21 protein-coding genes are annotated in these 22,507 nt (G+C 59.3%); 8 read left to right on the top strand and 13 right to left on the bottom strand.

What is annotated here, in order from left to right; all coding sequences use genetic code 11:
* Positions 1-47: 47 nt before the first annotated feature.
* The 8 genes from KW848_RS07700 to KW848_RS07665 form a co-directional block, all read right to left on the bottom strand.
* The gene (locus KW848_RS07700) at positions 48-1,652 is read right to left on the bottom strand and encodes a flagellar hook-associated protein 3 (RefSeq protein ID WP_218536472.1); all 1,605 of its coding nucleotides are present in this window, start codon (positions 1,650-1,652) and stop codon (positions 48-50) included.
* A gap of 13 nt (positions 1,653-1,665) precedes the next feature.
* Positions 1,666-3,729 carry a flagellar hook-associated protein FlgK gene (gene flgK, locus KW848_RS07695; RefSeq protein ID WP_218536471.1) on the bottom strand — a complete coding sequence of 688 codons (2,064 nt, stop codon included), beginning with the start codon at positions 3,727-3,729 and terminating at the stop codon, positions 1,666-1,668.
* 23 nt (positions 3,730-3,752) lie between these two features.
* Entirely contained in the window at positions 3,753-5,051 is a 1,299-nt protein-coding gene (gene flgJ, locus KW848_RS07690; RefSeq protein ID WP_218536470.1) for a flagellar assembly peptidoglycan hydrolase FlgJ, read from the bottom strand.
* 11 nt (positions 5,052-5,062) lie between these two features.
* The gene (locus tag KW848_RS07685) at positions 5,063-6,151 is read right to left on the bottom strand and encodes a flagellar basal body P-ring protein FlgI (protein WP_111451853.1); all 1,089 of its coding nucleotides are present in this window, start codon (positions 6,149-6,151) and stop codon (positions 5,063-5,065) included.
* A 27-nt stretch (positions 6,152-6,178) separates the two neighbouring features.
* Positions 6,179-6,874, bottom strand: a complete 696-nt coding sequence (gene flgH, locus KW848_RS07680) for a flagellar basal body L-ring protein FlgH (RefSeq protein WP_218536469.1) — start codon at positions 6,872-6,874, stop codon at positions 6,179-6,181.
* 52 nt (positions 6,875-6,926) lie between these two features.
* A complete protein-coding gene (flgG, locus tag KW848_RS07675; protein ID WP_008011001.1) occupies positions 6,927-7,712 on the bottom strand; it encodes a flagellar basal-body rod protein FlgG in 786 nt (261 codons plus the stop codon).
* A gap of 45 nt (positions 7,713-7,757) precedes the next feature.
* Complete coding sequence (locus tag KW848_RS07670; RefSeq protein ID WP_218536468.1) at positions 7,758-8,498, bottom strand: flagellar basal body rod protein FlgF; 741 nt, start codon at positions 8,496-8,498, stop codon at positions 7,758-7,760.
* Positions 8,499-8,818: 320 nt separating this feature from the next.
* Positions 8,819-10,378: a sigma-54-dependent transcriptional regulator gene (locus KW848_RS07665; protein WP_111451850.1), complete on the bottom strand. Its 1,560-nt coding sequence runs from the start codon at positions 10,376-10,378 to the stop codon at positions 8,819-8,821.
* Between the two features lie 414 nt (positions 10,379-10,792).
* Here KW848_RS07665 and phhA point away from each other — a divergent pair, with 414 nt between their 5' ends.
* The 6 genes from phhA (at position 10,793) to KW848_RS07640 (ending at position 15,232) form a co-directional block, all read left to right on the top strand.
* Positions 10,793-11,578 carry a phenylalanine 4-monooxygenase gene (gene phhA, locus KW848_RS07660; protein WP_111451849.1) on the top strand — a complete coding sequence of 262 codons (786 nt, stop codon included), beginning with the start codon at positions 10,793-10,795 and terminating at the stop codon, positions 11,576-11,578.
* A gap of 104 nt (positions 11,579-11,682) precedes the next feature.
* Positions 11,683-12,039: a 4a-hydroxytetrahydrobiopterin dehydratase gene (locus tag KW848_RS07655; protein ID WP_060541364.1), complete on the top strand. Its 357-nt coding sequence runs from the start codon at positions 11,683-11,685 to the stop codon at positions 12,037-12,039.
* Complete coding sequence (locus KW848_RS07650) at positions 12,039-13,232, top strand: amino acid aminotransferase (RefSeq protein WP_111451848.1); 1,194 nt, start codon at positions 12,039-12,041, stop codon at positions 13,230-13,232. The genes KW848_RS07655 and KW848_RS07650 overlap by 1 nt, the downstream gene beginning before the upstream one ends.
* Positions 13,233-13,508: 276 nt before the next feature.
* The gene (locus tag KW848_RS31735) at positions 13,509-13,640 is read left to right on the top strand and encodes a hypothetical protein (protein WP_008156098.1); all 132 of its coding nucleotides are present in this window, start codon (positions 13,509-13,511) and stop codon (positions 13,638-13,640) included.
* Between the two features lie 74 nt (positions 13,641-13,714).
* Entirely contained in the window at positions 13,715-13,912 is a 198-nt protein-coding gene (locus KW848_RS07645; protein ID WP_218536467.1) for a hypothetical protein, read from the top strand.
* Positions 13,913-14,017: 105 nt separating this feature from the next.
* The gene (locus KW848_RS07640; protein ID WP_218536466.1) at positions 14,018-15,232 is read left to right on the top strand and encodes an MFS transporter; all 1,215 of its coding nucleotides are present in this window, start codon (positions 14,018-14,020) and stop codon (positions 15,230-15,232) included.
* Here the strand turns inward: KW848_RS07640 and arfB are convergent.
* Positions 15,229-15,642: an alternative ribosome rescue aminoacyl-tRNA hydrolase ArfB gene (gene arfB / locus KW848_RS07635; RefSeq protein WP_218536465.1), complete on the bottom strand. Its 414-nt coding sequence runs from the start codon at positions 15,640-15,642 to the stop codon at positions 15,229-15,231. The genes KW848_RS07640 and arfB overlap by 4 nt on opposite strands.
* A gap of 218 nt (positions 15,643-15,860) precedes the next feature.
* Positions 15,861-17,282, bottom strand: coding sequence for an amino acid permease (locus KW848_RS07630; protein ID WP_218536464.1), 1,422 nt, complete (start codon positions 17,280-17,282; stop codon positions 15,861-15,863).
* 930 nt (positions 17,283-18,212) lie between these two features.
* Between KW848_RS07630 and KW848_RS07625 the strand changes: the two genes are divergently transcribed.
* The gene (locus KW848_RS07625) at positions 18,213-18,350 is read left to right on the top strand and encodes a hypothetical protein (RefSeq protein WP_008156111.1); all 138 of its coding nucleotides are present in this window, start codon (positions 18,213-18,215) and stop codon (positions 18,348-18,350) included.
* A gap of 69 nt (positions 18,351-18,419) precedes the next feature.
* Positions 18,420-19,385 (top strand): leucyl aminopeptidase, encoded by a 966-nt coding sequence (locus KW848_RS07620; RefSeq protein ID WP_218536463.1) that lies wholly within the window; start codon positions 18,420-18,422, stop codon positions 19,383-19,385.
* Positions 19,386-19,524: 139 nt separating this feature from the next.
* Here the strand turns inward: KW848_RS07620 and rluB are convergent, their stop codons facing one another.
* From rluB to KW848_RS07605, 3 genes are all read right to left on the bottom strand, one after another.
* The gene (gene rluB / locus KW848_RS07615; RefSeq protein ID WP_111451842.1) at positions 19,525-20,823 is read right to left on the bottom strand and encodes a 23S rRNA pseudouridine(2605) synthase RluB; all 1,299 of its coding nucleotides are present in this window, start codon (positions 20,821-20,823) and stop codon (positions 19,525-19,527) included.
* Positions 20,824-21,112: 289 nt separating this feature from the next.
* A complete protein-coding gene (locus KW848_RS07610) occupies positions 21,113-21,421 on the bottom strand; it encodes a cupredoxin family copper-binding protein (RefSeq protein ID WP_111451841.1) in 309 nt (102 codons plus the stop codon).
* A 13-nt stretch (positions 21,422-21,434) separates the two neighbouring features.
* Positions 21,435-22,403: a metallophosphoesterase gene (locus KW848_RS07605; RefSeq protein WP_111451840.1), complete on the bottom strand. Its 969-nt coding sequence runs from the start codon at positions 22,401-22,403 to the stop codon at positions 21,435-21,437.
* Positions 22,404-22,507: the final 104 nt, after the last annotated feature.

Genomic DNA, 22,507 nt, shown 5'->3' with positions numbered 1-22,507 from the left:
CACTCGGGTGTTTTGAACCTTCGTGCCCATAGCGCGAAGGCCTTGACTCAGACTTTGTTGAACAACCCCAACTGAGCGATTTTGCTGAACGCCAGTTGTGAGGCCTGCAACATGGTTTGCTGCAAGGTCAGGCGGGTCATCACCGTGGCCGGGTCCGAATCACGGATCGCCCCCTGGGTCTGCGTATTGGCCAGCACCAGGCTCTGGTTGATATCGGTCTGAGTCGTCAGCGACGAACCGCGACCACCCACGGAACTGATGCTGGAGGTCAACTGGTCAATGCCGCTGGTCAGGTTGCCGATGCCCGAACCAATGGCTGCGTTGAGTTTTTGAATGGCCAGCGGATCGTTGTTGGTCGGCGTCGACAGCGCGGTTTTCAGCTGGTTGACGGTGTCCAGAATGTTCTGCGTCTGGTGAGTGTTGACCGAGACAGAGAACTGGTCACCGGCAAGCATCGACGGCGCCGGTACGCCGCTCAGCGTGAAGGCGACACCCGATGCGGTGGCGACGTTGCCCGCCAGAACGCCGCTGGAAACCGGCTTGCTGTTCGCGGTCAGAGGCGCGGCATACAAGTCGAAAGCCGTGGGGCTGGTGAACTTGAGAATCGCCTCGCCTTCCGGAAAGCTGGCGTGGTAGGCGGCACTGTTGGTGATGCTCGTATTGGTGACGACTTCGGTAGACAGGTTGCCTGGGGCACGGGACGCATTGAAGCTGTCCGGCTTGGCCGCCAGGGTAAAGCTGTAGGCATTGGGGGACGGGGGCGCCGGAAATACGGTCGCCGGAACGTCACCGGACTTCAGGTTGATGTTCAACTTCAGATCAACGCCACGGAAATTGATCGTCTGTGTGGCGGCCCCCCCGGTGGAGCTGAACACGCCATTGCCAGAAGCCTCGGACGTGACGTCATTACCCAGCGAATCCCGGATTTCCAATTGCGTAGGGCTGAGGAAATTCACAGTGTAGGGCTCGCCACCGCGGAATTTGGCGTTATAGGTCACGTCCGAATTCACCTGACCATTGGACAGCACCACACGACCACCATCGACGAGCGGCGTGGGCGAGGTCATGGTGGACTGCGTGCGACTGGTGTTGATGGCTTGCTGGAACACAGCCCAACCGGTGCTGTTGGTGGCCATCGACTGGGTATCGCCAATCGGCAGGTCCAGCGTGACCTGATCACCGTTATAGCTGTAGGTGCCGTCGGTATTGCGCGAGAACGGAACGGTATCGCCCTTGGAACCGGAGAAAATGTATTTGCCGTTTTCGTCCTTGGAGTTCATCAGGCTCAACAGCTGCTCTTCGATCTGGCTGAGCTCCGAAGCGTTGGCCTGACGGTCAGAATCGGTATAACCGGCGTTACCGGCACCCAGGGCCAGTTCCTTGGCGCGTTGCAGCACGTTGCCGATGCTGGTCATGACCGCTTCAGTCTGGCCAAGCGTGGCTTTGATCGTTGTCATGTTGTTCGAGAACTGATCGAGCATCGAAGCCTGCTGCCCCAATTGCAGCAAGCGCGAAGCGCCGACCGGATCATCGGCGGCCGTGTTGACGCGAACCAGGCTGCTGGCCTCTTCGCTGCTCTTGACCACGTTGGCGAAGTTCTTCTGGTAATTGGCAGCCGAGGACTCGTAAAACTGGGCGGTAGAAATGCGCATGGGCTACGACTCCTTAAATGCTGTTGATCAGTGTGCTGAAGATTTCCTGCGCAGCCTTGATGATCTGCGAAGAGGCGGTGTAGTACTGCTGATACTTGACCAGGTTGCCGGTTTCCTCATCGAGGTCGACACCCGAAAGCGAGTCGCGCGCACCTTTGGCGTTCGCCAGAATGGCTGAGGTCGCGGCGCTGTCGAGCTTGCCTTGGGCGGCCTTGGAGCCAACGCCTTCGACCAGTTTGCCGTACGCGTCGTTCAGGGAAATACCTTTGCTGGCGGAGCCGGTGTCCACGGTCTGCGCGGTCTGCAAGCCGGCCAGTGTGGTGCCGTTACGGTTATCCAGGCTGCCCGGCTGACTGAGCGAGACGTTAATTGCCGCGCCGCTGCTCGGGGCACCGGCGAAGGTCATGCTGAAGGTCGCGGTGTACTGAGTGGCAGGCGCAGGCGGGATCGGCGCCCCCGTGGCATCCTTGAGCGGAATGTTCAGGTTCAGGGTGTTGCTCTCACCTGGCTTGATGGTGCCGCTGCTGATCAACCCGCCCTTGGCATCCAGGAACTGGTAGGTCTGGCTGGTGCCGTCGGCGGACACCGCACCAAATACCACCTTGGTCGGCGTGGAATTTTTCAGGCCGTTCTGCATCGCGGTGGTGGTCGCCGCGTCGTAGATATCGAATTTAGTGGTCAGGGTCGGTTGGCCGCTGGCCGGGATCGTCAGGGTGCCGCTGCCACTGCCGCTCGCTGCAATTGCCGCGCCCAACGGTGCCGCGATGGCCAGACGTTTGGAGTCGGTCATCTCGGTCTTGATGTTGGCGGCCGCATTGCGGGTCGGGGTGATCTTGAAGGTATCACCAGCGGCGGCAGTGCCGCCGAGCGTCATCGAAAAACCGTCGATCACCGGCGGTGGCGTGGTCAGCGTGCTGAAGCTGCCCACGCCAGTGTTGTCCGGCAGGCGCTGCACGGTGTAGTCGGTAGGACTGGTGAATGTCACCTTGTAATCGTTGATGGTCAGCTTGCCAGTGTCTTCGATGCTGACAGCGAAGTTGCCGGAACCGACACTGTTATTGCCCGAAGCGATGCTGCGCTGAGCCATCTGCGCGGCACTGTTGATGCTGTTGAACAGGTTCGAACCGAAGTCACCGTTCTTGTCGATGCCCTGGGCCTGAATGCTGTTCATCTGATCGGCGACGACCAGGGCGACGCGACCCAGTTCGTTCATGGCCGGGTCAAGCACGGTGCTGCGATAGCGCAGCAAACCGCCGATTTCGCCACCGGTCATGATCGACGTGATATCGATGGTGCTCGAACCACGATTGAGTTGCAGCGACAAGCGGTTCGGGTCGTCTTTGCCCGGCACGACTTCGAGTTTGTTGACGGTGTTGCCCATGACCAGCGGCTGGCCGCTGCCCAAGTAGATATCGACGTTACCTTCACGCTCGACGATCTGCGCGCCGGTAAAGGTCGAAAGCTGGCGTACGGTCTCGTTACGGGCGTCGAGCAGCTCGTTCGGCATGCCACCAGAGCTGGAAATCTCGGAAATCTTCTGGTTCAACTGCGCCACGGTGGCGGCCAGTTTGTTGACCTGATCGGCCATGTTCGTCAGGTTGCCATTGATGTTCGCGTTCTGCTCGTTCAACTGGCTGGACACTGAATTGAAACGATTGCTCAAGGCCTGGGCATCGCTGAGCAGCAACTGGCGTGAAGCGTCGTCACCCGGCTTGGCGTTGACGTTCTGCACCGAGGCAAAGAACTTGGTCAGTGCGCCATTGAGGCCGGTGCTGGTGTCCGACAGCAGTTTGTCCAGCGGCGTGACCTGCCCCAGGTACGCGGCCGAATCACTGTTGAGCGACGTGGTGGTCTGCAGTTGGGCGTCAAGGTAGCTGTTGTACACCCGACGTACGTCGGCCAGAGTCGTGCCGGTACCGATGTAGACATTGCCGAACTGCTGCGAGGCTTTGGTTCCCTGCACGGTCTGCTGACGCGAGTAACCCGCGGTATCGACGTTGGCGATGTTGTTACCCGTCGTCATCAACGACGATTGGCTGGCTGACAGCCCCGACATCCCGATATTGAGCAAACTCATGGTTCAGACCTTAATCCTTGTGCCTATAAAGGCGTGGTGGAAGCGCCCGCCGCAGCGTAGTTCTGGTAACTCGTCATCTGCTTGGCTATCTGCGAAATCTTGCTCGCGTAGTCCGGGTCGGTTGCGTAACCGGCCTTTTGCAACTCGCGCACAAACTGTTCTGGGTTATCGGCCGACTTCACGACATCTTGATAGCGATTGTTGGTTTGCAGCAGCGTCACAAGGTCATGAAAACTGTCCTTGTAAGAGTCATAGGAACGGAACTGCGCTGTCTCCTTGACCATCTCGCCATTCCTGAATTCGCTGGTGATTGCCCGCGCCGATTCGCCCTTCCAACTGCTGCTGGCCTTGATGCCGAACAGGTTGTGACTGCTGCTGCCATCCTGGGCGCGCATGACCGATTTGCCCCATCCGGTTTCCAGGGCGGCCTGCGCCACCAGGTAACGCGGATCGACCCCAATGCGTTCGGCGGCCTCTTTGGCCATCGGCAACATGGTGCTGACGAATTCGTCGGCGGAACTGAACGCTTTCTTCGCCGGCGCCAGCGGTATCTGAGCCATGGCACGGCCATAAATCTGCAGGCGCCCGCTGGATGTCGCATCCGTTTGCGAAGCCAGCCAATCGCCGTTGTACAGGGGGCCGGCACCGGTCTTGGTGCTCTGCGGCATTTGGATGCTGTTCTGCGCCGTCGTGGCGGTCGCGGCAGGGGTCGATGCCGACGGCACCAGCCCTGCGAGCAAGCGGTCCGCCAGTTTCGGCGGCAGCGCCAGGCGTCGCTGATTGATCAGCGCCATATCATTGCGATGAGTGCCCTCGCCCGCACTGGCCGATTTCACCGAGCGCGAAGCCCACAACGGACGCTCGCCATTGAGGCGCGACAGCGGCCCGTTGGTGGCGACCGTACCGGCGGCTATCGGGGTTTCCACGGCGGCTTTCGCGGCAGCTTGCTTGGCGGCTGACGCGGCAGCGGCCTCGCCCGGGGCCATCGGCTTGTTCTTCGACATCTGACGCATCAGCACGTCAGCCAGACCAATACCGCCACCCTCACGGGACATGGAAACGGCCAACTGCTGGTCGTACATTTCCTGGTATTGCTTGGCTGCCGGCGTGTTGAGCGGATTGTCCTGGCCCAACGTTTCAGTGGCCGAGCGCATGGACTTGAGCATTTCACCGAGGAACAGCGACTCGAATTCCTGCGCCACCTTGCGCATGTTGCCGTCGCTGTTCTTGTCGCCGACCTTGAGCTGGTTCAAGCGATTGAGGTCCGAATAGGAACCCGAATCGTTGCTGCTGACCCCCAATCCGCCCTTGCGCATATCCATGGTCGCCGTCCTCAAATCACGATCAGGTCGGCTTGCAGCGCACCGGCCTGTTTCAGTGCTTCAAGGATGGCCATCAAGTCACCAGGCGCCGCGCCGACCTGATTCACCGCACGCACGATTTCGTCAAGGGTGGTGCCCGGGCCGAACTTGAACATCGGCTTGGCTTCCTGCTGGGCGTTGACCCGCGAGCGCGGCACGACCGCCGTCTGCCCATTGGACAGAGGGCCGGGCTGGCTGACGATCGGGTCTTCGGTGATGGTCACGGTCAGGCTGCCGTGGGTCACGGCAGCCGGGGAAACCTTGACGTTCTGGCCGATCACGATGGTGCCGGTCCGCGAGTTGATGATGACTTTCGCCACCGCCTGACCCGGGTCGACTTCAAGGTTCTCGATGATCGACAAATAGTCGACGCGCTGACTCGGATCAAGCGGCGCACTGACGCGAATCGAACCGCCGTCGATGGCCTGGGCAACGCCAGGACCGAGCATGTCGTTGATCTTGTCGACGATGCGCTTGGCTGTGGTGAAGTCCGAACGGTTGAGGTTCAGCGTCAGGCTGTTGCCCTGGTTGAAACCGCTCGGCACCGAACGCTCAACCGACGCACCACCCGGGATACGACCGGCCGACGGAACGTTGACGGTAATCTTCGAGCCGTCACGACCTTCGGCGTCGAAACCGCCGACCACCAGGTTGCCCTGAGCGACCGCATAGACGTTGCCATCGATACCCTTGAGCGGCGTCAGCAGCAAGGTGCCGCCGCGCAGGCTCTTGGAGTTACCGATGGACGATACAGTGATGTCGACCTGTTGACCCGGCTTGGCGAACGCCGGCAAATCAGCACTGATCGACACCGCCGCGACGTTCTTCAATTGCACGTTGCCCGAACCCGGCGGCACCTTGATGCCGAACTGCGAGAGCATGTTGTTGAAGGTCTGCAGGGTGAAGGGGGTTTGCGTCGTCTGGTCACCGGTGCCGTTAAGTCCGACCACCAGGCCGTAGCCGATCAATTGGTTGGAACGCACGCCGGAAATACTGGCGATATCCTTCAGCCGCTCGGCTTGAGCGTTGAAGGCCGCGGACAGCATCAGAGCAGCCACCATGAGGCTTTTGAAATTCAACGTGGCCACCTAGAAAGGGAACAGCGGGCTGAGGAAGAAACGGTCGAACCAGCCTGGCTGACTCGCATCGGCAAACGAACCGGTGCCCGAATAGGTGATGCGTGCATCGGCGATACGGGTCGACGAAACGGTGTTGTCCGTCGCGATGTCATCGGCGCGAACCAGCCCTGCAATCCGCACCAGTTCATCACCGGTATTGAGGGTCATCCACTTCTCGCCGCGCACGGCGATAATGCCGTTGGGCAACACGTCGGCAACGGTCACCGTGATCGAGCCAGTGAGGCTGTTGCCCTGGCCGGCCTTGCTGTCACCCTTGGTCGCGCGGTCGCCGCTGTAAGCGGCTTCCAGACTCAGGTCACCGCTGCCGAGCGGGTTATTCGTGTTGGGTGTACTGCCGAACAATGAGGACAGGCCAATGCTGGTCTTGCTGGTCTTGCCGACCTGGGAATTGGCGTTTTTGCTGGCCTGGGTCTTCTCGTTCAAGGTGATGGTGATGATGTCACCGACCCGGAACGCCTTGCGGTCGCTGTACAGGTTCTGTTCGAAACCGGCCTGGTAGATCGAGCCGTTATTGGCCGCTGCCGGCAGCGGCGTGCGCGGTAACACCGGGGCGTAGTAAGGGTCATTGGGCTTGGGCGTCGGTCCGACGCAACCCGAAAGCGCGGCGATCCCACTCAGTGCCAGAACAGATACATAGCGATTCATGACCCTACCTCACGGTGTTGCAGGCGACCTCATGGCCGCCTCATAGACTTGATTACAGATTCTGCGTTACGAACGAGAGCATCTGGTCGGCGGTGGAGATCACCTTGGAGTTCATCTCGTAAGCGCGCTGAGTGGTGATCATGTTGACCATCTCTTCAACGGTGCTGACGTTCGAGGTTTCCAGAGTGTTCTGCAGCGTGGTGCCGAAACCGGCCAGGCCCGGGGTGCCGACTTGCGGCGCGCCGCTGGCAGCGGTTTCCAGGAACAGGTTGTTGCCCACAGCCTGCAGACCGGCCGGGTTGATGAAATCGGCGGTTTGCAGGTTGCCGATCACCTGGGAGGCCGGGTTGCCGGCAACGGTGATGGACACGGTGCCGTCGCGACCGACCGTGAAGGTCTGGGCATCGTTCGGGATGACGATGGCCGGTTCCAGGGCGAAGCCGCTGGCGTTCACGATCTGACCGTTGGAGTCCAGGTGGAACGTACCGTCACGGGTGTAGGAAGTCGTGCCGTCCGGCTGCAGAATCTGGAAGAAACCGCGACCGTCGATGGCCATGTCCAACGGCTGTTCGGTGGTTTGCAGGCTGCCGGCGGTGAAGTTTTTCTGGGTGCCGACGATGCGCACACCGGTACCCACTTGCAGACCCGACGGCAGCTCACTGTCCTGGGTCGACTGGGCGCCTGGCTGGCGTTTGATCTGGTAGAGCAAGTCCTGGAACTCGGCGCGGTCACGTTTGAAACCCGTGGTCGACACGTTGGCCAGGTTGTTGGAAATGGTCGTCAGGTTGGTGTCCTGGGCGGACAGACCTGTTTTGGCAACCCATAGAGCCGGAAGCATTCGATTCTCCTCGTGCGCCTGTTTTACGGCGCGACGTTCTGATAATTAGCTGATCTGCAAGACCCGAGCCATGGCCTGGTCATCGTCTTTGGCGGTGTTCATCATCTTGATGTGCAGCTCGAACTGCTTGGCCAGGGCCAGCACCGAAGTCATCTCTTCCACGGCGTTGACGTTGCTCGACTCAAGGAAACCGGACACCAGTTTGACGTTGGCATCGGCTTGCGCAGGCTTGCCGTCCTTGGTGTGAATCGAACCGTCCAGGCCTTTGGTCATGTTCTTGAAGTCCGGGCTGACCAGTTTGATGCGGTCGACTTCCGCCATCACGCGCGGACCTTCGCCCATCGCACGAATGCTGATGGTGCCGTCCTCACCCACTTCGATTTGCTGCTCGGGCGGCACGGCAATCGGCCCGCCATTGCCCATCACCGGCATACCGTTGCCGGCCCGCAGCACGCCCAGGGCGTCGACGTTCAGGCTGCCGGTGCGCACGTAGCTTTCGCCGCCATCAGGGTTCTGCACGGCGATCCAGCCATTGCCTTGCACCGCGACATCAAGGTCGCGACCGGTTTCCACCAATGCGCCAGGGGAGAAATCGGTGGCCGGACGTTCGGACAGGGCAAACGCACGCGCCGGAAAGCTGTCGCCGAACACCGGAATCGAACGCGCCTGTTCCAGGTCTTTCTGGAAACCGTTGGTGGAGATGTTCGCCAGGTTGTTCGCATGAGCCTTCTGCGCCAGTGCATTCTGGCTGGCGCCGGTCATTGCCACATAAAGGTACTTGTCCACACTCTTTCCTCTGCATGCCGGACGTTTGCCGTCCACCGCTGTACTGCTGAGCGATAAGCAATTTGCAGACCAACTTTTTTCTGGCGGCGCAGGGCCCGGCAAACAAAGGACTTGAGGGGTTCAGGAGGGATTGGAGGATTGTGTCAAAGACGAAAAACCGGCGGTGTTATGCCGGTAAGTGGCAAGGGCTGACCTTGAGGTTGACTGGACTACCGTCTTCGCGAGCAAGCCCGCTCCCACCTTTAATTTGTGTTCGACTCGATCAAATGTGGGAGCGGGCTTGCTCGCGAAAGGTCCATCACAGGTAAAACAGCTATCGGCTAAGACTCAGTCTTGCCAACTTCATACTCACGCAACTTATTGGCAATGGTCGTATGCGAAACCCCCAGCCGCTTGCCCAGTTGGCGACTGCTCGGGTGTTCGGAATACAAACGCTCAAGCACCGCTTTCTCGAAACGCCCGACAATCTCATCCAACCCGCCCTCGAGCGAGAAATCGCCAAGCGGCTGACGCACGCCGTAGTCCGGCAGGCGAATATGTTCAGCCTTGACGGTCCCGCCCTCACACAAGGAAACCGCCTGGAACAACACGTTTTCCAATTGCCGGACATTGCCCGGCCAATGGTAGTGACTGAGCCGTTCCATCGCCGCCGGCGCCAGTTTCGGCAGCGGGCAACCGATCTGTCGACTGGCTTGATCGAGGAAGTGTTCGACCAGCGGCGTCAAACCGTCGAGGCATTCGCGCAGTGGCGGGATGTGCAGTGAAAGCACGTTCAAGCGGTGATACAGATCCTGGCGAAACTCACCCCGCGCGCACAATTCGGACAGGTCGACCTGCGTCGCACAAATCACCCGCACATCCAGATAAACCTCTTCATCGCTGCCCACACGACGGAAGCAACCGTCCTGCAGGAAACGCAGCAATTTCACCTGCAAGCGCGGGCTCATTTCCCCGACACCATCGAGAAACAGCGTACCGCCCGCCGTCAGCTCCAGCAGACCGAGTTTGCCTTCGGCCCGCGCCCCTTCGAAAGCGCCGGGGCCGTAGCCGAACAGCTCCGTCTCCGCCATGGATTCCGGCAGGCCGGCGCAGTTGAGCGCCATCAACGGTGACTGCCCCCGCGGACTTGCCAGGTGGCAGGCGCGCGCCAACAACTCTTTACCCGTACCGGTTTCACCTTCTATTAATAGCGGCGCATCCAGCGGCGCCATGCGTCGGGCTTCGCGCACCACCGCGGCCATCACCTTCGAGCTTTGGAAAATGCTGTCGAAACCTCGCAGCTCCTGCTTGCGCACGTTATAGATGCGCTCACCGACCCGGTCGGCGCGGTGCAGCGTGAGCACCGCGCCAGCCATGGCTTCGCTGTCGTCATGCTCTGATTGCAGTGGCGCAATATCGGCGAGAAACACGTCGCCCTTCACCTTCACCCGCAAGCCGTTGATCCGCGACTTGTTGGCGCGCACCAGTTCCGGCAAGTCGAAATCCTCGGCGTAACGCGACAGCGGAATCCCCGGCACCTCATCTACCCGCACGCCAAGCAACTGTGCCGCCGCACGGTTGGCCGCGACGATCGAGCCACCCATGTCGATCGACAGCACCGGAAACTCCAGCGCACCAAGCAAGGCATTGAGCTCCATGTGCCGACGCTCGCTGGGCATCAGTCCTACACGCTTGACACCGAACACCCCGGCAATCGATTCGAATTTCGGACGCAATGCCTGAAACTGAATGTTGATCAGGTTCGGGCAATGCAGGTAGATCGCGTTGCCATGCTCACCGCCGACCTCGCCGCGTGCGACGTTGATCCCGTACTCCACCAGCAGGTTGAGAATGTCGCGCAGAATGCCGATGCGGTTCTGGCAGTGGACTTTGATACGCATATAAATGGCCCGAAAAACGATAAATGAGATCAGTACCTGTGCGCATTCCCTGTGGGAGCGAGCCTGCTCGCGATAGCGGTGTGTCAGTGGACATTTATGCTGGCTGACACACCGCTATCGCGAGCAGGCTCACTCCCACACGGGAATCGCAGCGCTCAATTGAACGCGCCCGGCAGATTTTTCTGTCAAGCGTGAAGATAGTCGTCAAGATTATGTGACACCTGCAAGCCATTTCAAACCCGCAAATCTCAATCCCTGCGCCATTGCGGCCAATCCGTAACGAATACTTTACGAAAATCGACGAAATTCCCTACGAACGGTGCAACTCGCGTGCTGCAACACTGCATTTCTTGAGGTATTTCTAGGTCCATAGCAGGACATAACAAGAACGAAATCCCCTAGCAGGAGAGCAGCATGAAGCAGACGCAATACGTGGCTCGCGAGCCCGATGCGCAAGGTTTTATCGACTACCCCGCCGAAGAACACGCGGTGTGGAACACGCTGATTACTCGCCAACTGAAAGTGATCGAGGGTCGTGCGTGCCAGGAATACCTGGACGGTATCGAAAAACTCGGTCTGCCCCACGACCGCATTCCGCAACTCGGTGAGATCAACAAGGTCCTCGGTGAAACCACCGGGTGGCAGGTTGCCCGGGTACCCGCACTGATCCCCTTCCAGACTTTTTTCGAATTGCTCGCCAACAAGCAGTTCCCGGTGGCGACGTTTATTCGTACCCGCGAAGAGCTGGATTACCTGCAAGAGCCGGACATTTTCCACGAGATCTTTGGCCACTGCCCACTGCTGACCAACCCCTGGTTTGCCGAATTCACCCACACCTACGGCAAACTCGGCCTACAGGCTTCCAAGGAAGAACGCGTTTACCTGGCGCGTCTGTACTGGATGACCATCGAGTTCGGCCTGGTCGATACAGCTGAAGGCCTGCGCATCTACGGCGGCGGCATTCTCTCCTCGCCGAAAGAAACCGTTTACTGCCTGTCGGACGAACCTGAGCATCAGACCTTCGATCCGCTGGAATGCATGCGCACGCCGTACCGCATCGACATCCTGCAACCGCTGTACTTTGTCCTGCCGAACCTCAAGCGCCTGTTCGATCTCGCCCACGAAGACATCATGGGCATGGTCAAGCAAGGCATGCAGCTGGGCTTGCACACACCAAAATTTCCGCCAAAGGCCGCGTGATCCGCAGCTTTTAGAATCAAGTGAGCCTGTCAGGAACCGACGCTTTGGTTTAGCGTGGTGACACTGACGGCCGATTTCCAATAATTCGATTTCAGGAACCCATCATGTCCACATTGAACCAAGCCCATTGCGAAGCCTGCCGCGCCGATGCCCCTCAAGTCAGCGACGAAGAACTGCCGGTACTGATCAAGCAGATTCCCGACTGGAACATCGAAGTGCGCGACGGCGTGATGCAGTTGGAAAAAGTTTTCCTGTTCAAGAACTTCAAGCACGCACTGGCGTTCACCAACGCCGTCGGTGAAATCTCCGAGGCTGAAGGTCACCACCCAGGCCTGCTGACCGAGTGGGGCAAAGTCACCGTGACCTGGTGGAGCCATTCCATCAAGGGCCTGCATCGCAACGATTTCATCATGGCCGCGCGCACTGACGAAGTGGCCAAGGACGCCGAGGGCCGCAAATAATGCATTTCGACGCCATCGGACGAGTACCCGGCGACCCGATTCTCGGCCTGATGGAGGCCTATGCGCAGGACCCCAACCCGCGCAAATTCGACCTCGGCGTGGGCGTCTATAAAGATGCCCAGGGCCTGACACCGATCCCCCAGTCCGTGAAGCTCGCCGAGCAACGCCTGGTGGATCGTCAGACCACCAAGACCTACATCGGTGGCCACGGTGAATCGGCGTTCGGCAAGGCCATCGTTGAGTTGGTGCTGGGGGCCGATTCTCCGTTGATCACCGAACAACGGACGGGCGCGACGCAAACGCCGGGCGGCACCGGCGCGCTGCGCTTGAGCGCCGATTTTATCGCCCAGTGCCTGCCGGGCCGTGGCGTGTGGCTGAGCAACCCGACCTGGCCGATCCACGAAACCATCTTCGCGGCAGCCGGAGTCAAGGTCAGTCATTACCCGTATGTCGGCAGCGATAACCGCCTCGACGTCGAAGCGATGCTCGCAGTACTCAATGAAGCGCCGAAGGGCGATGTGGTGCTGCTGCACGCTTGCTGCCATAACCCGACCGGTTTCGATCTGTCCCATGATGATTGGCGCCGGGTACTGGATGTGGTGCGCAGTCGCGATCTGGTGCCACTGATCGATTTCGCCTACCAAGGCTTCGGCGATGGCCTGGAACAGGACGCCTGGTCGACCCGGTTGTTCGCCGCCGCCTTGCCGGAAGTGCTGATCACCAGTTCCTGCTCGAAGAACTTCGGCCTGTACCGCGACCGTACCGGTGCGCTGATTGTCTGCGCGAAAACCGCTGACAAGCTGGTGGATATCCGCAGCCAACTGGCCAACATCGCCCGCAACCTGTGGTCGACACCGCCGGATCACGGCGCTGCTGTGGTAGCGACCATCCTCGGTGATCCAGAGCTGAAAAGCCTCTGGGCCGACGAAGTGGAAGCCATGCGTTTGCGTATCGCCCAACTGCGCAGCGGTTTGGTTGAAGCGCTTGAGCCTCATGGTTTGCGCGAGCGCTTTGCGCACATCGGCGTGCAGCGCGGGATGTTTTCCTACACCGGTTTGACGCCGGAACAGGTCAAACAACTGCGCGATCATCACAGTGTTTACATGGTGGGCACTGGTCGGGCAAACGTCGCCGGAATCGATGCCACACGCCTTGATTTGCTGGCCGAGGCAATCGCCGAAGTCTGCAAATAACCCCCAAGCACCGCAAGTCCCCGGTGGGAGCGGGCTTGCTCGCGAAGGCGGAGTGTCAGTCGACATTATCGTTGCCTGACACTCCGCCTTCGCGAGCAAGCCCGCTCCCACATTTGTTTTGTGTCGCTCCCTCTTGCAGACCTGTCTAGACAATCCCATCCGTCGCAACAATTGGATATAAAAGTCTTTTTGTCATTTCTTCTGCTGTATCCTCCCCAAGCTTTTTAAAAGCGCGGATCTACCAGATCTATCAACAGACTTTGCGAGGAGCGCGATATGCACGAGATCCCTAATCTCCCCTTCCCAAGCCTGCACGAAACTGAGCAGACGCCCACGCAACAAGCCGGTGCCCAACAGCCCGAGCCGAAAGAAGCCACTGAACGCCGCAAGGCCGACAGCGAAGACTGATTCACCTGCAATGCCAGACCGTGTGGAAAGCGCTAACATGCGCTTTCCACACCGCCTGAACCCCGAGCCCCACCATGACCGACGACTTCAGCCCTACTTTTGACGAAGCTCAGCAAGCCAGCGTCCTGATCGGCACCACCGAGAAGATGATCGAGATCTGGAATCGCCTGCCCCCCGAAAAACGCGCTGCGCTGCTCGCCCGCTTCGGCAGCGAAGAAAACGCCTTGGCCGCCCTGGTCACCACGCATCTGGTCGCACCCACCAAACCCTGATTCATCCCCTTCCGGCAAATAGTTTTACTTTTTCCACGACCCGCAGCCGTTCGCGCCGCTATCATAAGCAGCCTATCTATCCTGCTTCCCCGTGGATCTTTACCCATGTCTGAAAACCAGCGCCCCCTGGCGGTCACGCTGCAAGTCGTTTCCATCGTCCTGTTCACCTTCATTGGCTACCTGAATATCGGCATTCCCCTGGCCGTGTTACCGGGCTACGTCCATAGCGATCTGGGCTTCGGCGCCGTCATCGCCGGCCTGGTGATCAGCGTGCAATACCTGGCCACCCTGCTCAGCCGTCCGTATGCCGGGAAAATCATCGATAACAAGGGCAGCAAACTCGCCGTGATGTACGGCCTCGCCGGCTGCGGTTTGAGCGGCGTGTTCATGCTGATATCGGCCTGGACGCAGAGCCTGCCGACCTTGAGCCTGATCAGCCTGTTGATCGGCCGTCTGGTACTCGGCAGCGCGGAAAGCCTAGTGGGCTCCGGCTCGATTGGCTGGGGCATCGGCCGGGTCGGCGCGGCGAACACCGCCAAGGTCATTTCCTGGAACGGCATCGCCAGTTATGGCGCACTGGCAGTCGGCGCACCGCTGGGCGTGCTGCTGGTTAATCAGCTGGGCTTGTGGAGCATGGGCGTGAGCATCGTGTTGCTGGCCGTCCTCGGCCTGGTGCTGGCCTGGCCGAAAACCGCCGCACCGATTGTGGTCGGCGAGCGTTTGCCGTTCATGCATGTGCTGGGGCGTGTACTGCCACATGGTTGCGGTCTGGCGCTGGGCTCGATCGGCTTTGGCACCATCGCCACCTTCATCACCCTTTATTACGCCACGCAACACTGGGACAACGCGGTGCTGTGCCTGAGCCTGTTCGGTGCCAGTTTCATCGGTGCGCGGCTGCTGTTCGGCAACCTGATCAACCGCCTCGGCGGCTTTCGCGTGGCGATTGCCTGCCTGTCGGTGGAAACGCTCGGCTTGCTGCTGCTGTGGCTGGCGCCGGACGCTCATTGGGCATTGGCCGGTGCGGCACTGAGCGGGTTCGGTTTCTCGCTGGTATTCCCCGCGCTGGGGGTGGAAGCGGTCAACCTGGTACCGGCCTCGAGTCGTGGCGCGGCAGTCGGGGCTTATTCGTTGTTCATCGATTTGTCGCTGGGGATCACCGGGCCGGTGGCGGGTGCGATTGCGGCAGGTTTTGGCTTTGCCTCGATTTTCCTGTTCGCCGCGCTCGCCGCGTTGAGCGGTCTGGCACTGAGTGTTTACTTGTACCGGCAGGCGCCAAAGCACCTCAATGAAAAGTACCGGGAAGAACGAGCAGCGCGCTAAAAATCGACCTTGCCACGCCCGGCCTTGATGCTGCCGCGCTTGGTCTTGGACTCCAACCGACGCTTCTTCGAGCCGCGGGTCGGTTTGGTCGGGCGACGTTTCTTTTCGACCTTGGTGGCACTGAGGATCAACTCGGTCAGCCGCTCCAGCGCATCTGCGCGATTGGCTTCTTGCGTGCGGTATTGCTGGGCCTTGATGATCAACACCCCTTCGCTGGTGATACGACTGTCACGCAGCGCCAGCAGCCGCTCCTTGTAGAACTCGGGCAAGGACGAGGCCGGAATGTCGAAACGCAGGTGCACCGCGCTGGAGACCTTGTTGACGTTCTGCCCTCCGGCGCCTTGGGCGCGGATGGCGGTCAATTCGATCTCGGCATCCGGCAGATGCACGTTGTTGGAAATTACCAGCATGGAAAAGCGTCCGGGTTCAGAACGCTCAGGATACCGCGAATGAACTGAAAGAATGCGGTCCCTGTGGGAGTGAGCCTGCTCGCGATAGCGGTGTGTCAGGCAAACTAAGATGTTGACACACCGCTATCGCGAGCAGGCTCACTCCTACAAGGGATTTGTGTAAACCCCGAAAACAACAAACCCGGCACATGGCCGGGTTTGTTGTTTCTGTACTTACATTATTTCGCTACGGAACCCGCAGCTTGCAACGCATGCCGGTCACGACGCTTGTTCTTGATGCCGTAGCAAATCCACATGAACGCGACCCACACCGGAATCGCATACACCGAGATCTGAATCCCCGGAATCAGCAGCATGACGCCCAGAATGAACACCACGAATGCCAGGCAGATGTAGTTCCCGTACGGGTACCACAGGGCCTTGAACAGCGGTGTCTGTTTGGTCTTGTTCATGTGCTGGCGGAACTTGAAGTGCGAGAAGCTGATCATCGCCCAGTTGATCACCAGGGTGGCAACCACCAGCGACATCAACAGTTCCAGCGCGTTTTGCGGGATCAGGTAGTTCAGCAATACGGCAATCAATGTCACCGCCGCCGACGCAAGGATCGACCGCACTGGTACGCCGCGCTTGTCGATCTTCGACAAGGCTTTCGGCGCATCGCCCTGCTCGGCCATGCCCAGCAGCATGCGGCTGTTGCAGTAGGTGCCACTGTTGTACACCGACAGCGCCGCGGTCAGGACCACGAAGTTGAGGATGTGCGCAGCGGTGTCGCTGCCGAGCATCGAGAACACTTGCACGAATGGGCTGCCGCTGTAGGAATCACCCGACGCGTTCAGGGTCGCCAACAGGCTGTCCCATGGCGTCAGCGAAAGCAGGATAACCAACGCACCGATGTAGAAAATCAGGATCCGGTAGATCACCTGGTTGATGGCTTTCGGGATCACGGTCTTCGGCTTGTCGGCTTCCGCGGCGGTGAAACCGAGCATTTCCAGGCCGCCGAAGGAGAACATGATGATCGCCATGGCCATCACCAGGCCGCTGACACCATTCGGGAAGAAGCCGCCGTGGGCCCACAGGTTGGTCACCGACGCTTGCGGGCCGCCATCGCCGCTGACCAGCAGGTAGCTGCCGAGCGCAATCATGCCGACGATGGCCACGACCTTGATGATCGCAAACCAGAACTCGGCCTCACCAAAGACTTTGACGTTCGCCAGGTTGATCAGGTTGATCAAGACGAAGAAGCCGGCTGCCGAGACCCAGGTCGGGATGTCTGGCGCCCAGTAGTGGATGTATTTACCGACTGCGGTCAGCTCCGACATGCCCACCAGAATGTACAGAATCCAGCAGTTCCAGCCCGACAGGAAGCCGGCGAAACCGCCCCAGTATTTATGGGCGAAGTGGCTGAAGGAACCGGCGACTGGCTCTTCGACGATCATTTCGCCGAGCTGGCGCATGATCATGAAAGCAATGAAGCCGCAGATGGCGTAGCCGAGGATCATCGACGGGCCGGCGGATTTCAGTACGCCGGCCGAGCCGAGGAACAGCCCGGTACCGATCGCGCCACCGAGGGCGATCAGTTGAATGTGGCGATTTTTCAGGCCGCGTTTCAGCTCGCCTGAATGCGAGTTTTGTCCACTCATGAAAAGGGTCTCACGCAAGGTTTGATGATGTTCGTTAGACGTTGCCGCTCGGTTGCGATTTCAAGCAGCGCCGATCAAACCCCAGCGAAGGCAAAAGGAGTTCAGCGTTTTTACAACGGTCATGCGTCACCTGTTTGTTTTTATCTGTGACGAAATCGAACCCGACACGCTTGTGGCGCGGCGGAGTGAACAAGACGGATAGCCTTGAGGTTTGCGCAGATGCGCAGGAGGTCACAGTTAAAACGCGGCGCATTGTACACCTGTAACCCCCTGCTGCCAGACACTGCTGGATCAGCGTGTCATTTGCCGGGATTGCCTGTGTCCGCCTCGAGGGTCTCGGGCGGCTGCAAAAATTGAGTCAGACCTTTGCGGGTCATCGACGGGGACGGCGGAAAAATCGCCCCTCGGAGAGAAGTGGAAATGAGTCACGGCGTACATTGCGCCTCCTTCTTGTTATGCACCTGCACGACAGGCATGGGGCGCATCTCACCCTTCAACCGCGCCTGAAACAAGCGGGCCAGAGCCCTGCGCGCAGGTTAAATGGCTGCTGGGCGGAAGGTTTTCCTTACATCCCTTCCGCAAGCGTCAAACCAAGGGCTTTGAGGCTCTATTTCGTCAGCATTTCTTTACATGCCGTAACGTAAATTTGCCGAATCAGATTTGACGTTAGCCTGACTGCAAATTGACGGTAGGAAGCTTCCTAAGGAAAAGGTCGAGTTAGTTTTCTGTTTTTTATTAACAAATTGCTTAATAAAAAACAGAACAAAAAGTTCAAACAAATCTTATTTGATTATTTTTTTGCAATTTAAAAACCTGTGAACTAGGTTTTCAGCGACTTGCCGAGGCGCATCAATCAGCAAGTTGGCGGGTTATTCAATGACTGAAAACGCGCCGCAGCACCTACCGAAAAAGTCATCTAGGAGATTCACAATGCAAGCACTTGAAAAAGACTTGGAAACTGAACTGCAACTGGACGATTGGTTTGAAGCACCGACCCATGACGCCGCCGTTGAAATGATGCAAGCCGATGCGGTTGTTCCGTTCGGCACAGCGATGTGGCCTCTGTAAGTCATCCCGGCAGGCACGATCCGGCCGGTTGTGCCTGCCACTTTTTCTCGGTTTGTCAGGGAGGACTACATGGATAAGCAACGCGCCATTTCGCATTTCCTTTACTACCTCGAACAGCACCCTGCCCTTGTCGGCATCAACCCGGCGAAGGTCTTGCTCGGCCACACGGCTGATTATCAGGCACTGACGAGCGCCATCGCCGAACAGGCCGGTGCCAGCCCACGCTTCAGTTTCAGCGCAATGCGACTGGATCTGGAGCCCACGGAATTGCTGGCCCAGGCGATTGCCGACAGCGATCTGTACATTTTCTTCTACGACTCTTCCACCCTGCCCAACCCGCGCCCCGACGGCCCGGAATTTGTCCGCGCGCTGCAAGGCGTCATGGCCGAGAACTGGAAGAAGTCGCTGCTGTTCAAGGATTACGGCGATTACTTCTACGACACGTTCAGTGTCACCCCGCAGCGCATTGCCGGGTTGAACAGCCACTTGATCCAGCGCATGTCCCATGCCACCACGTTAAGTTTCAAAGATGATCACGGCTCGTGGTTCGAAACACCGTTGAGCAGTATCAAGAAGTGGACCGACATCAACGGTGTCGGCAACTTCGATCTGGCGCCGGGTGAGATTGCCACGCACAGCGAGGCCATTAACGGCAGGGTCAAGTTCATGGGGACTTTTCTCAGCACCATTCCATTTGCCCGCAAATACGGGGTGCTGGAGTCGCCACTGGAGTTGTGGATCGAGAATTCGACCATCAGCAAAATCGCCACCGAGGTGCCGGGGCTGGAACATGACTTCAACAAGTACCTGGAGGCCAATCCATCCAATCGACGGATTGAGGAGCTGGGGATCGGCACCAACGAAGGCGTGAAGACGCTGTATGCGCGCAATGCCGGGTTCGAGGAACGCCATTGCGGGCTGCATCTGGGATTGGGCGGTGGTGCGAAGGGTAGCCATCATCTGGACCTGATCTTTTCCAGCGGCGTGTTGGCGCTGGATGATGAGCCGGTGTTTGATGGGCGGTTTGTGTTTTAGCCACAAAGTAGGCGGTGCCGCTACGGGCCTCATCGCGAGCCGGCTCGCGATGAGGCCCGAACAGTCACCACCTTACTTAAAGTCAGACATAAAAAAACGCCAACCCGAAGGTTGGCGTTTTTTATGGGGCGCTTACCGATTACTCAGGCTTGCGACGACCGAAGCCCGGACGTTGGCCCGAACCGGCTGGCGCACCACGGCGTTTGCCCGATGGCGCGTCCTTGTCGACCAGAACGATGCCTGGACGCTTCTTCGCCGGGGCCTTGGCCGGGCGCTTGGTGTCGGAAGGACGGTCTGCCACGGGCGTACCGCGACCCGACTCACCACGAGACTCGCCACGACCGGCTGGAGCACCGCGATCGCTACGACCACCGCTTGGCGCACTGCGGCCTTCGCCGCGTTCGGTGCGACCATTGGCCGGACGTGGCGTGCGTGGACCGCGCTCGCCGTCAGCACGAGGTGCTGCTGGTTTGCGGGCTGGACGTTCGCCTTCGATATGCGGTTCGCGGGTATCACGCGGCGTAGCAGCGCTCTGGTTACCGATGGCTGGACGCAACGAACGCACGCGCTCGGTCTTGCCCATCGGACGCGACGATTTACGCTGCATGCGATCGAGCTTGTCTTTGCTCTTGGCGTTCATTTGCGGCATGGCCACCGGGGTCAAGCCGACTTCAGCACTCAGAATGTCGACTTCGTACTGGCTCATTTCGCGCCAGCGGCCCATCGGCAGGTCGGAGTTGAGGAACACCGGACCGAAACGCACACGCTTCAAACGGCTGACCACCAGGCCCTGGGATTCCCACAGACGACGGACTTCGCGGTTGCGACCTTCCATCACCACGCAGTGGTACCAGTGGTTGAAACCTTCGCCACCTGGCGCCTGCTTGATGTCGGTGAACTTGGCCGGGCCGTCTTCGAGGACGACGCCTGCTTTCAGACGCTCGATCATCTCGTCATCGACTTCGCCACGGACACGCACCGCGTATTCACGGTCCATCTCGTAGGAAGGGTGCATCAGGCGGTTGGCCAGCTCACCGTCGGTGGTGAACATCAGCAGACCGGTGGTGTTGATGTCCAGACGACCGATGTTGATCCAGCGACCTTCTTTCGGGCGCGGCATCTTGTCGAAAACGGTCGGACGGCCTTCCGGATCGAGGCGGGTGCAGATTTCGCCGTCCGGCTTGTTGTACATGATCACGCGGCGTACCGACTCGGCGGCTTCTTCGCGCTTGATCACCTTGCCATCAATGGTGATGGCGTCGTGCATGTCGACGCGCTGCCCGAGGGTGGCGTCTTTGCCATTGACTTTGATGCGGCCGTGGCTGATCCAGGCTTCTACGTCACGGCGCGAGCCGACGCCGATACGGGCGAGGACTTTCTGCAGTTTTTCGCCTGCTGGGCCGATTTCCTGGTCGTCTTTCTGGTCGTTGATACTCATCTGGGCACCTCCCGGTGTGGTCTGTTCAGGCAGCTCTGAAGTGAGGGACCTGAAGAGTTGAAAGCTGGGTCTAGGGCAAAGGGATCGCCGAAGGGTCGCGAATCATACGCTCATGGGAGCGTTCGCGCATCAGAGACTAGCTGATCAATGGAGACTTACCTGTTTTTCCGCCGACCGGTGGTGCCGAGTTTGCTCAACCGCGTCACTGCCCCCCTGTGGAAGCGAGCCTGCTCGCTCCCACAGGGGTTAGGGCTTCTTTAGCTCGATCTATCGCAAGTTGCTTGCGACATCACTGGCTGACCACAATCTTCCCGATCATCTGCGGATGCAGCGCACAAAAATACTCAAACTCCCCCGGCGTGTTGAACACCCAGGAAAAGCTGTCATTCGTATCCAGCGCCCCTGAGCGAAACACCTTATGGGTTTCCGCCACCGTATGCGGGATCTGGTCATCGTTTACCCACGTCACTTTGGTGCCCACGGCCACGTTCAAATCCTTGGGCGCAAACATGAACTCTTTGATATCGATTTTCACCTCCTGAGCCCACACCGGCATCGACAGCATCAGGCAGACAACGGCCAACAGTCGCGTTTTCATCCCCGTTCCTCCGCTAAACCAGTGTCGAATCGATCAGCGCCAGCGGATGCTCGCCCTGCGTCGCTCGCACATCGGTGAGCCCTAAATAATTGCGCAGTTGATCAGCCGCCACCGTCATCGGTCCCGGTGCCGGCGCCGTACCCGGTGCAGGTTGTGGATAAGCCGTGCCGCGGGCGGTGTGGAAGGTGATATTGCCTTCAACCTTCTGGATGACCTGATGGATATGCCCGTTCAATACCGTCACCGAACCGTACTTGCGCAGCATGGCAATCGCCTGATCGCCATCTTCGGTGCCCCAACCCCACGGCTGATAAATCGTCCACAACGGAATATGGGTAAACACCACGATTGGCGTGCTGCTCGTCACGGCGCGCAGGTCATCGGCCAGCCAGGCCAGTTGATCGGCGCCAAGCGTCGCTTCATGGCCAGCCTGGAAATTGAAGACATTCACCAACCCGATGAAATGCACGCCGTGGTCATCGAAGCTGTACCAGCCATTGCCTTTGGTGCCTTTGCCGTAACGCTCCAGATAGAGCTTGCCACCGCCCTCGTCGAGGGTGTCGTGCTCGCCCGGCACGTAGTGCACGGTGGACGGAAGGCCCTTGAGCAGTTGCGCCGCCGTATCGAATTCTTCCGGTTTCGACAGGTGGGTGATATCGCCGGTATGCAGGATCAATGACGGCCGTTTCGGCAATGCGATGACCTTGTCGATGGCCACCTGCAAGGTCTTCGACGGTTCCGGGTTGGCCTCCTTGTTGAAACCGATGTGCGAGTCGCTGATCTGCACAAAGTGGAACGTGCTGGCCAGCGCTTTGGGGTCGGAGACGTTGCCGGAAGCGTCCAGCGCAAAGGCCCGCGGAATGCCGCCGCTCAAGGCCCAGAGCACCCCGGCCCCGGCCCACGCGGAACACTTGAGCAGTGTCCGGCGGTCGGGGTTAAGCGGACCGTCGGTGCGTCGTTCGTGTTTCATATGAATGTCCATCGGTGTGCCCTCGCTGGCGGACTACAGTGATGTAGCTGACACGAGTACAACCTTGTGGGACGAGTCTTTATTCCACGTCGAAAAATTATTTTTTCCCCGGGAAT

It is taken from the genome of Pseudomonas sp. PDM25 (genome assembly GCF_019219045.1).
GTDB lineage: Bacteria > Pseudomonadota > Gammaproteobacteria > Pseudomonadales > Pseudomonadaceae > Aquipseudomonas.
The sequence above is the reverse complement of the archived record's forward strand: the minus strand, read 5'-3'. Positions and strand labels throughout refer to the sequence as shown.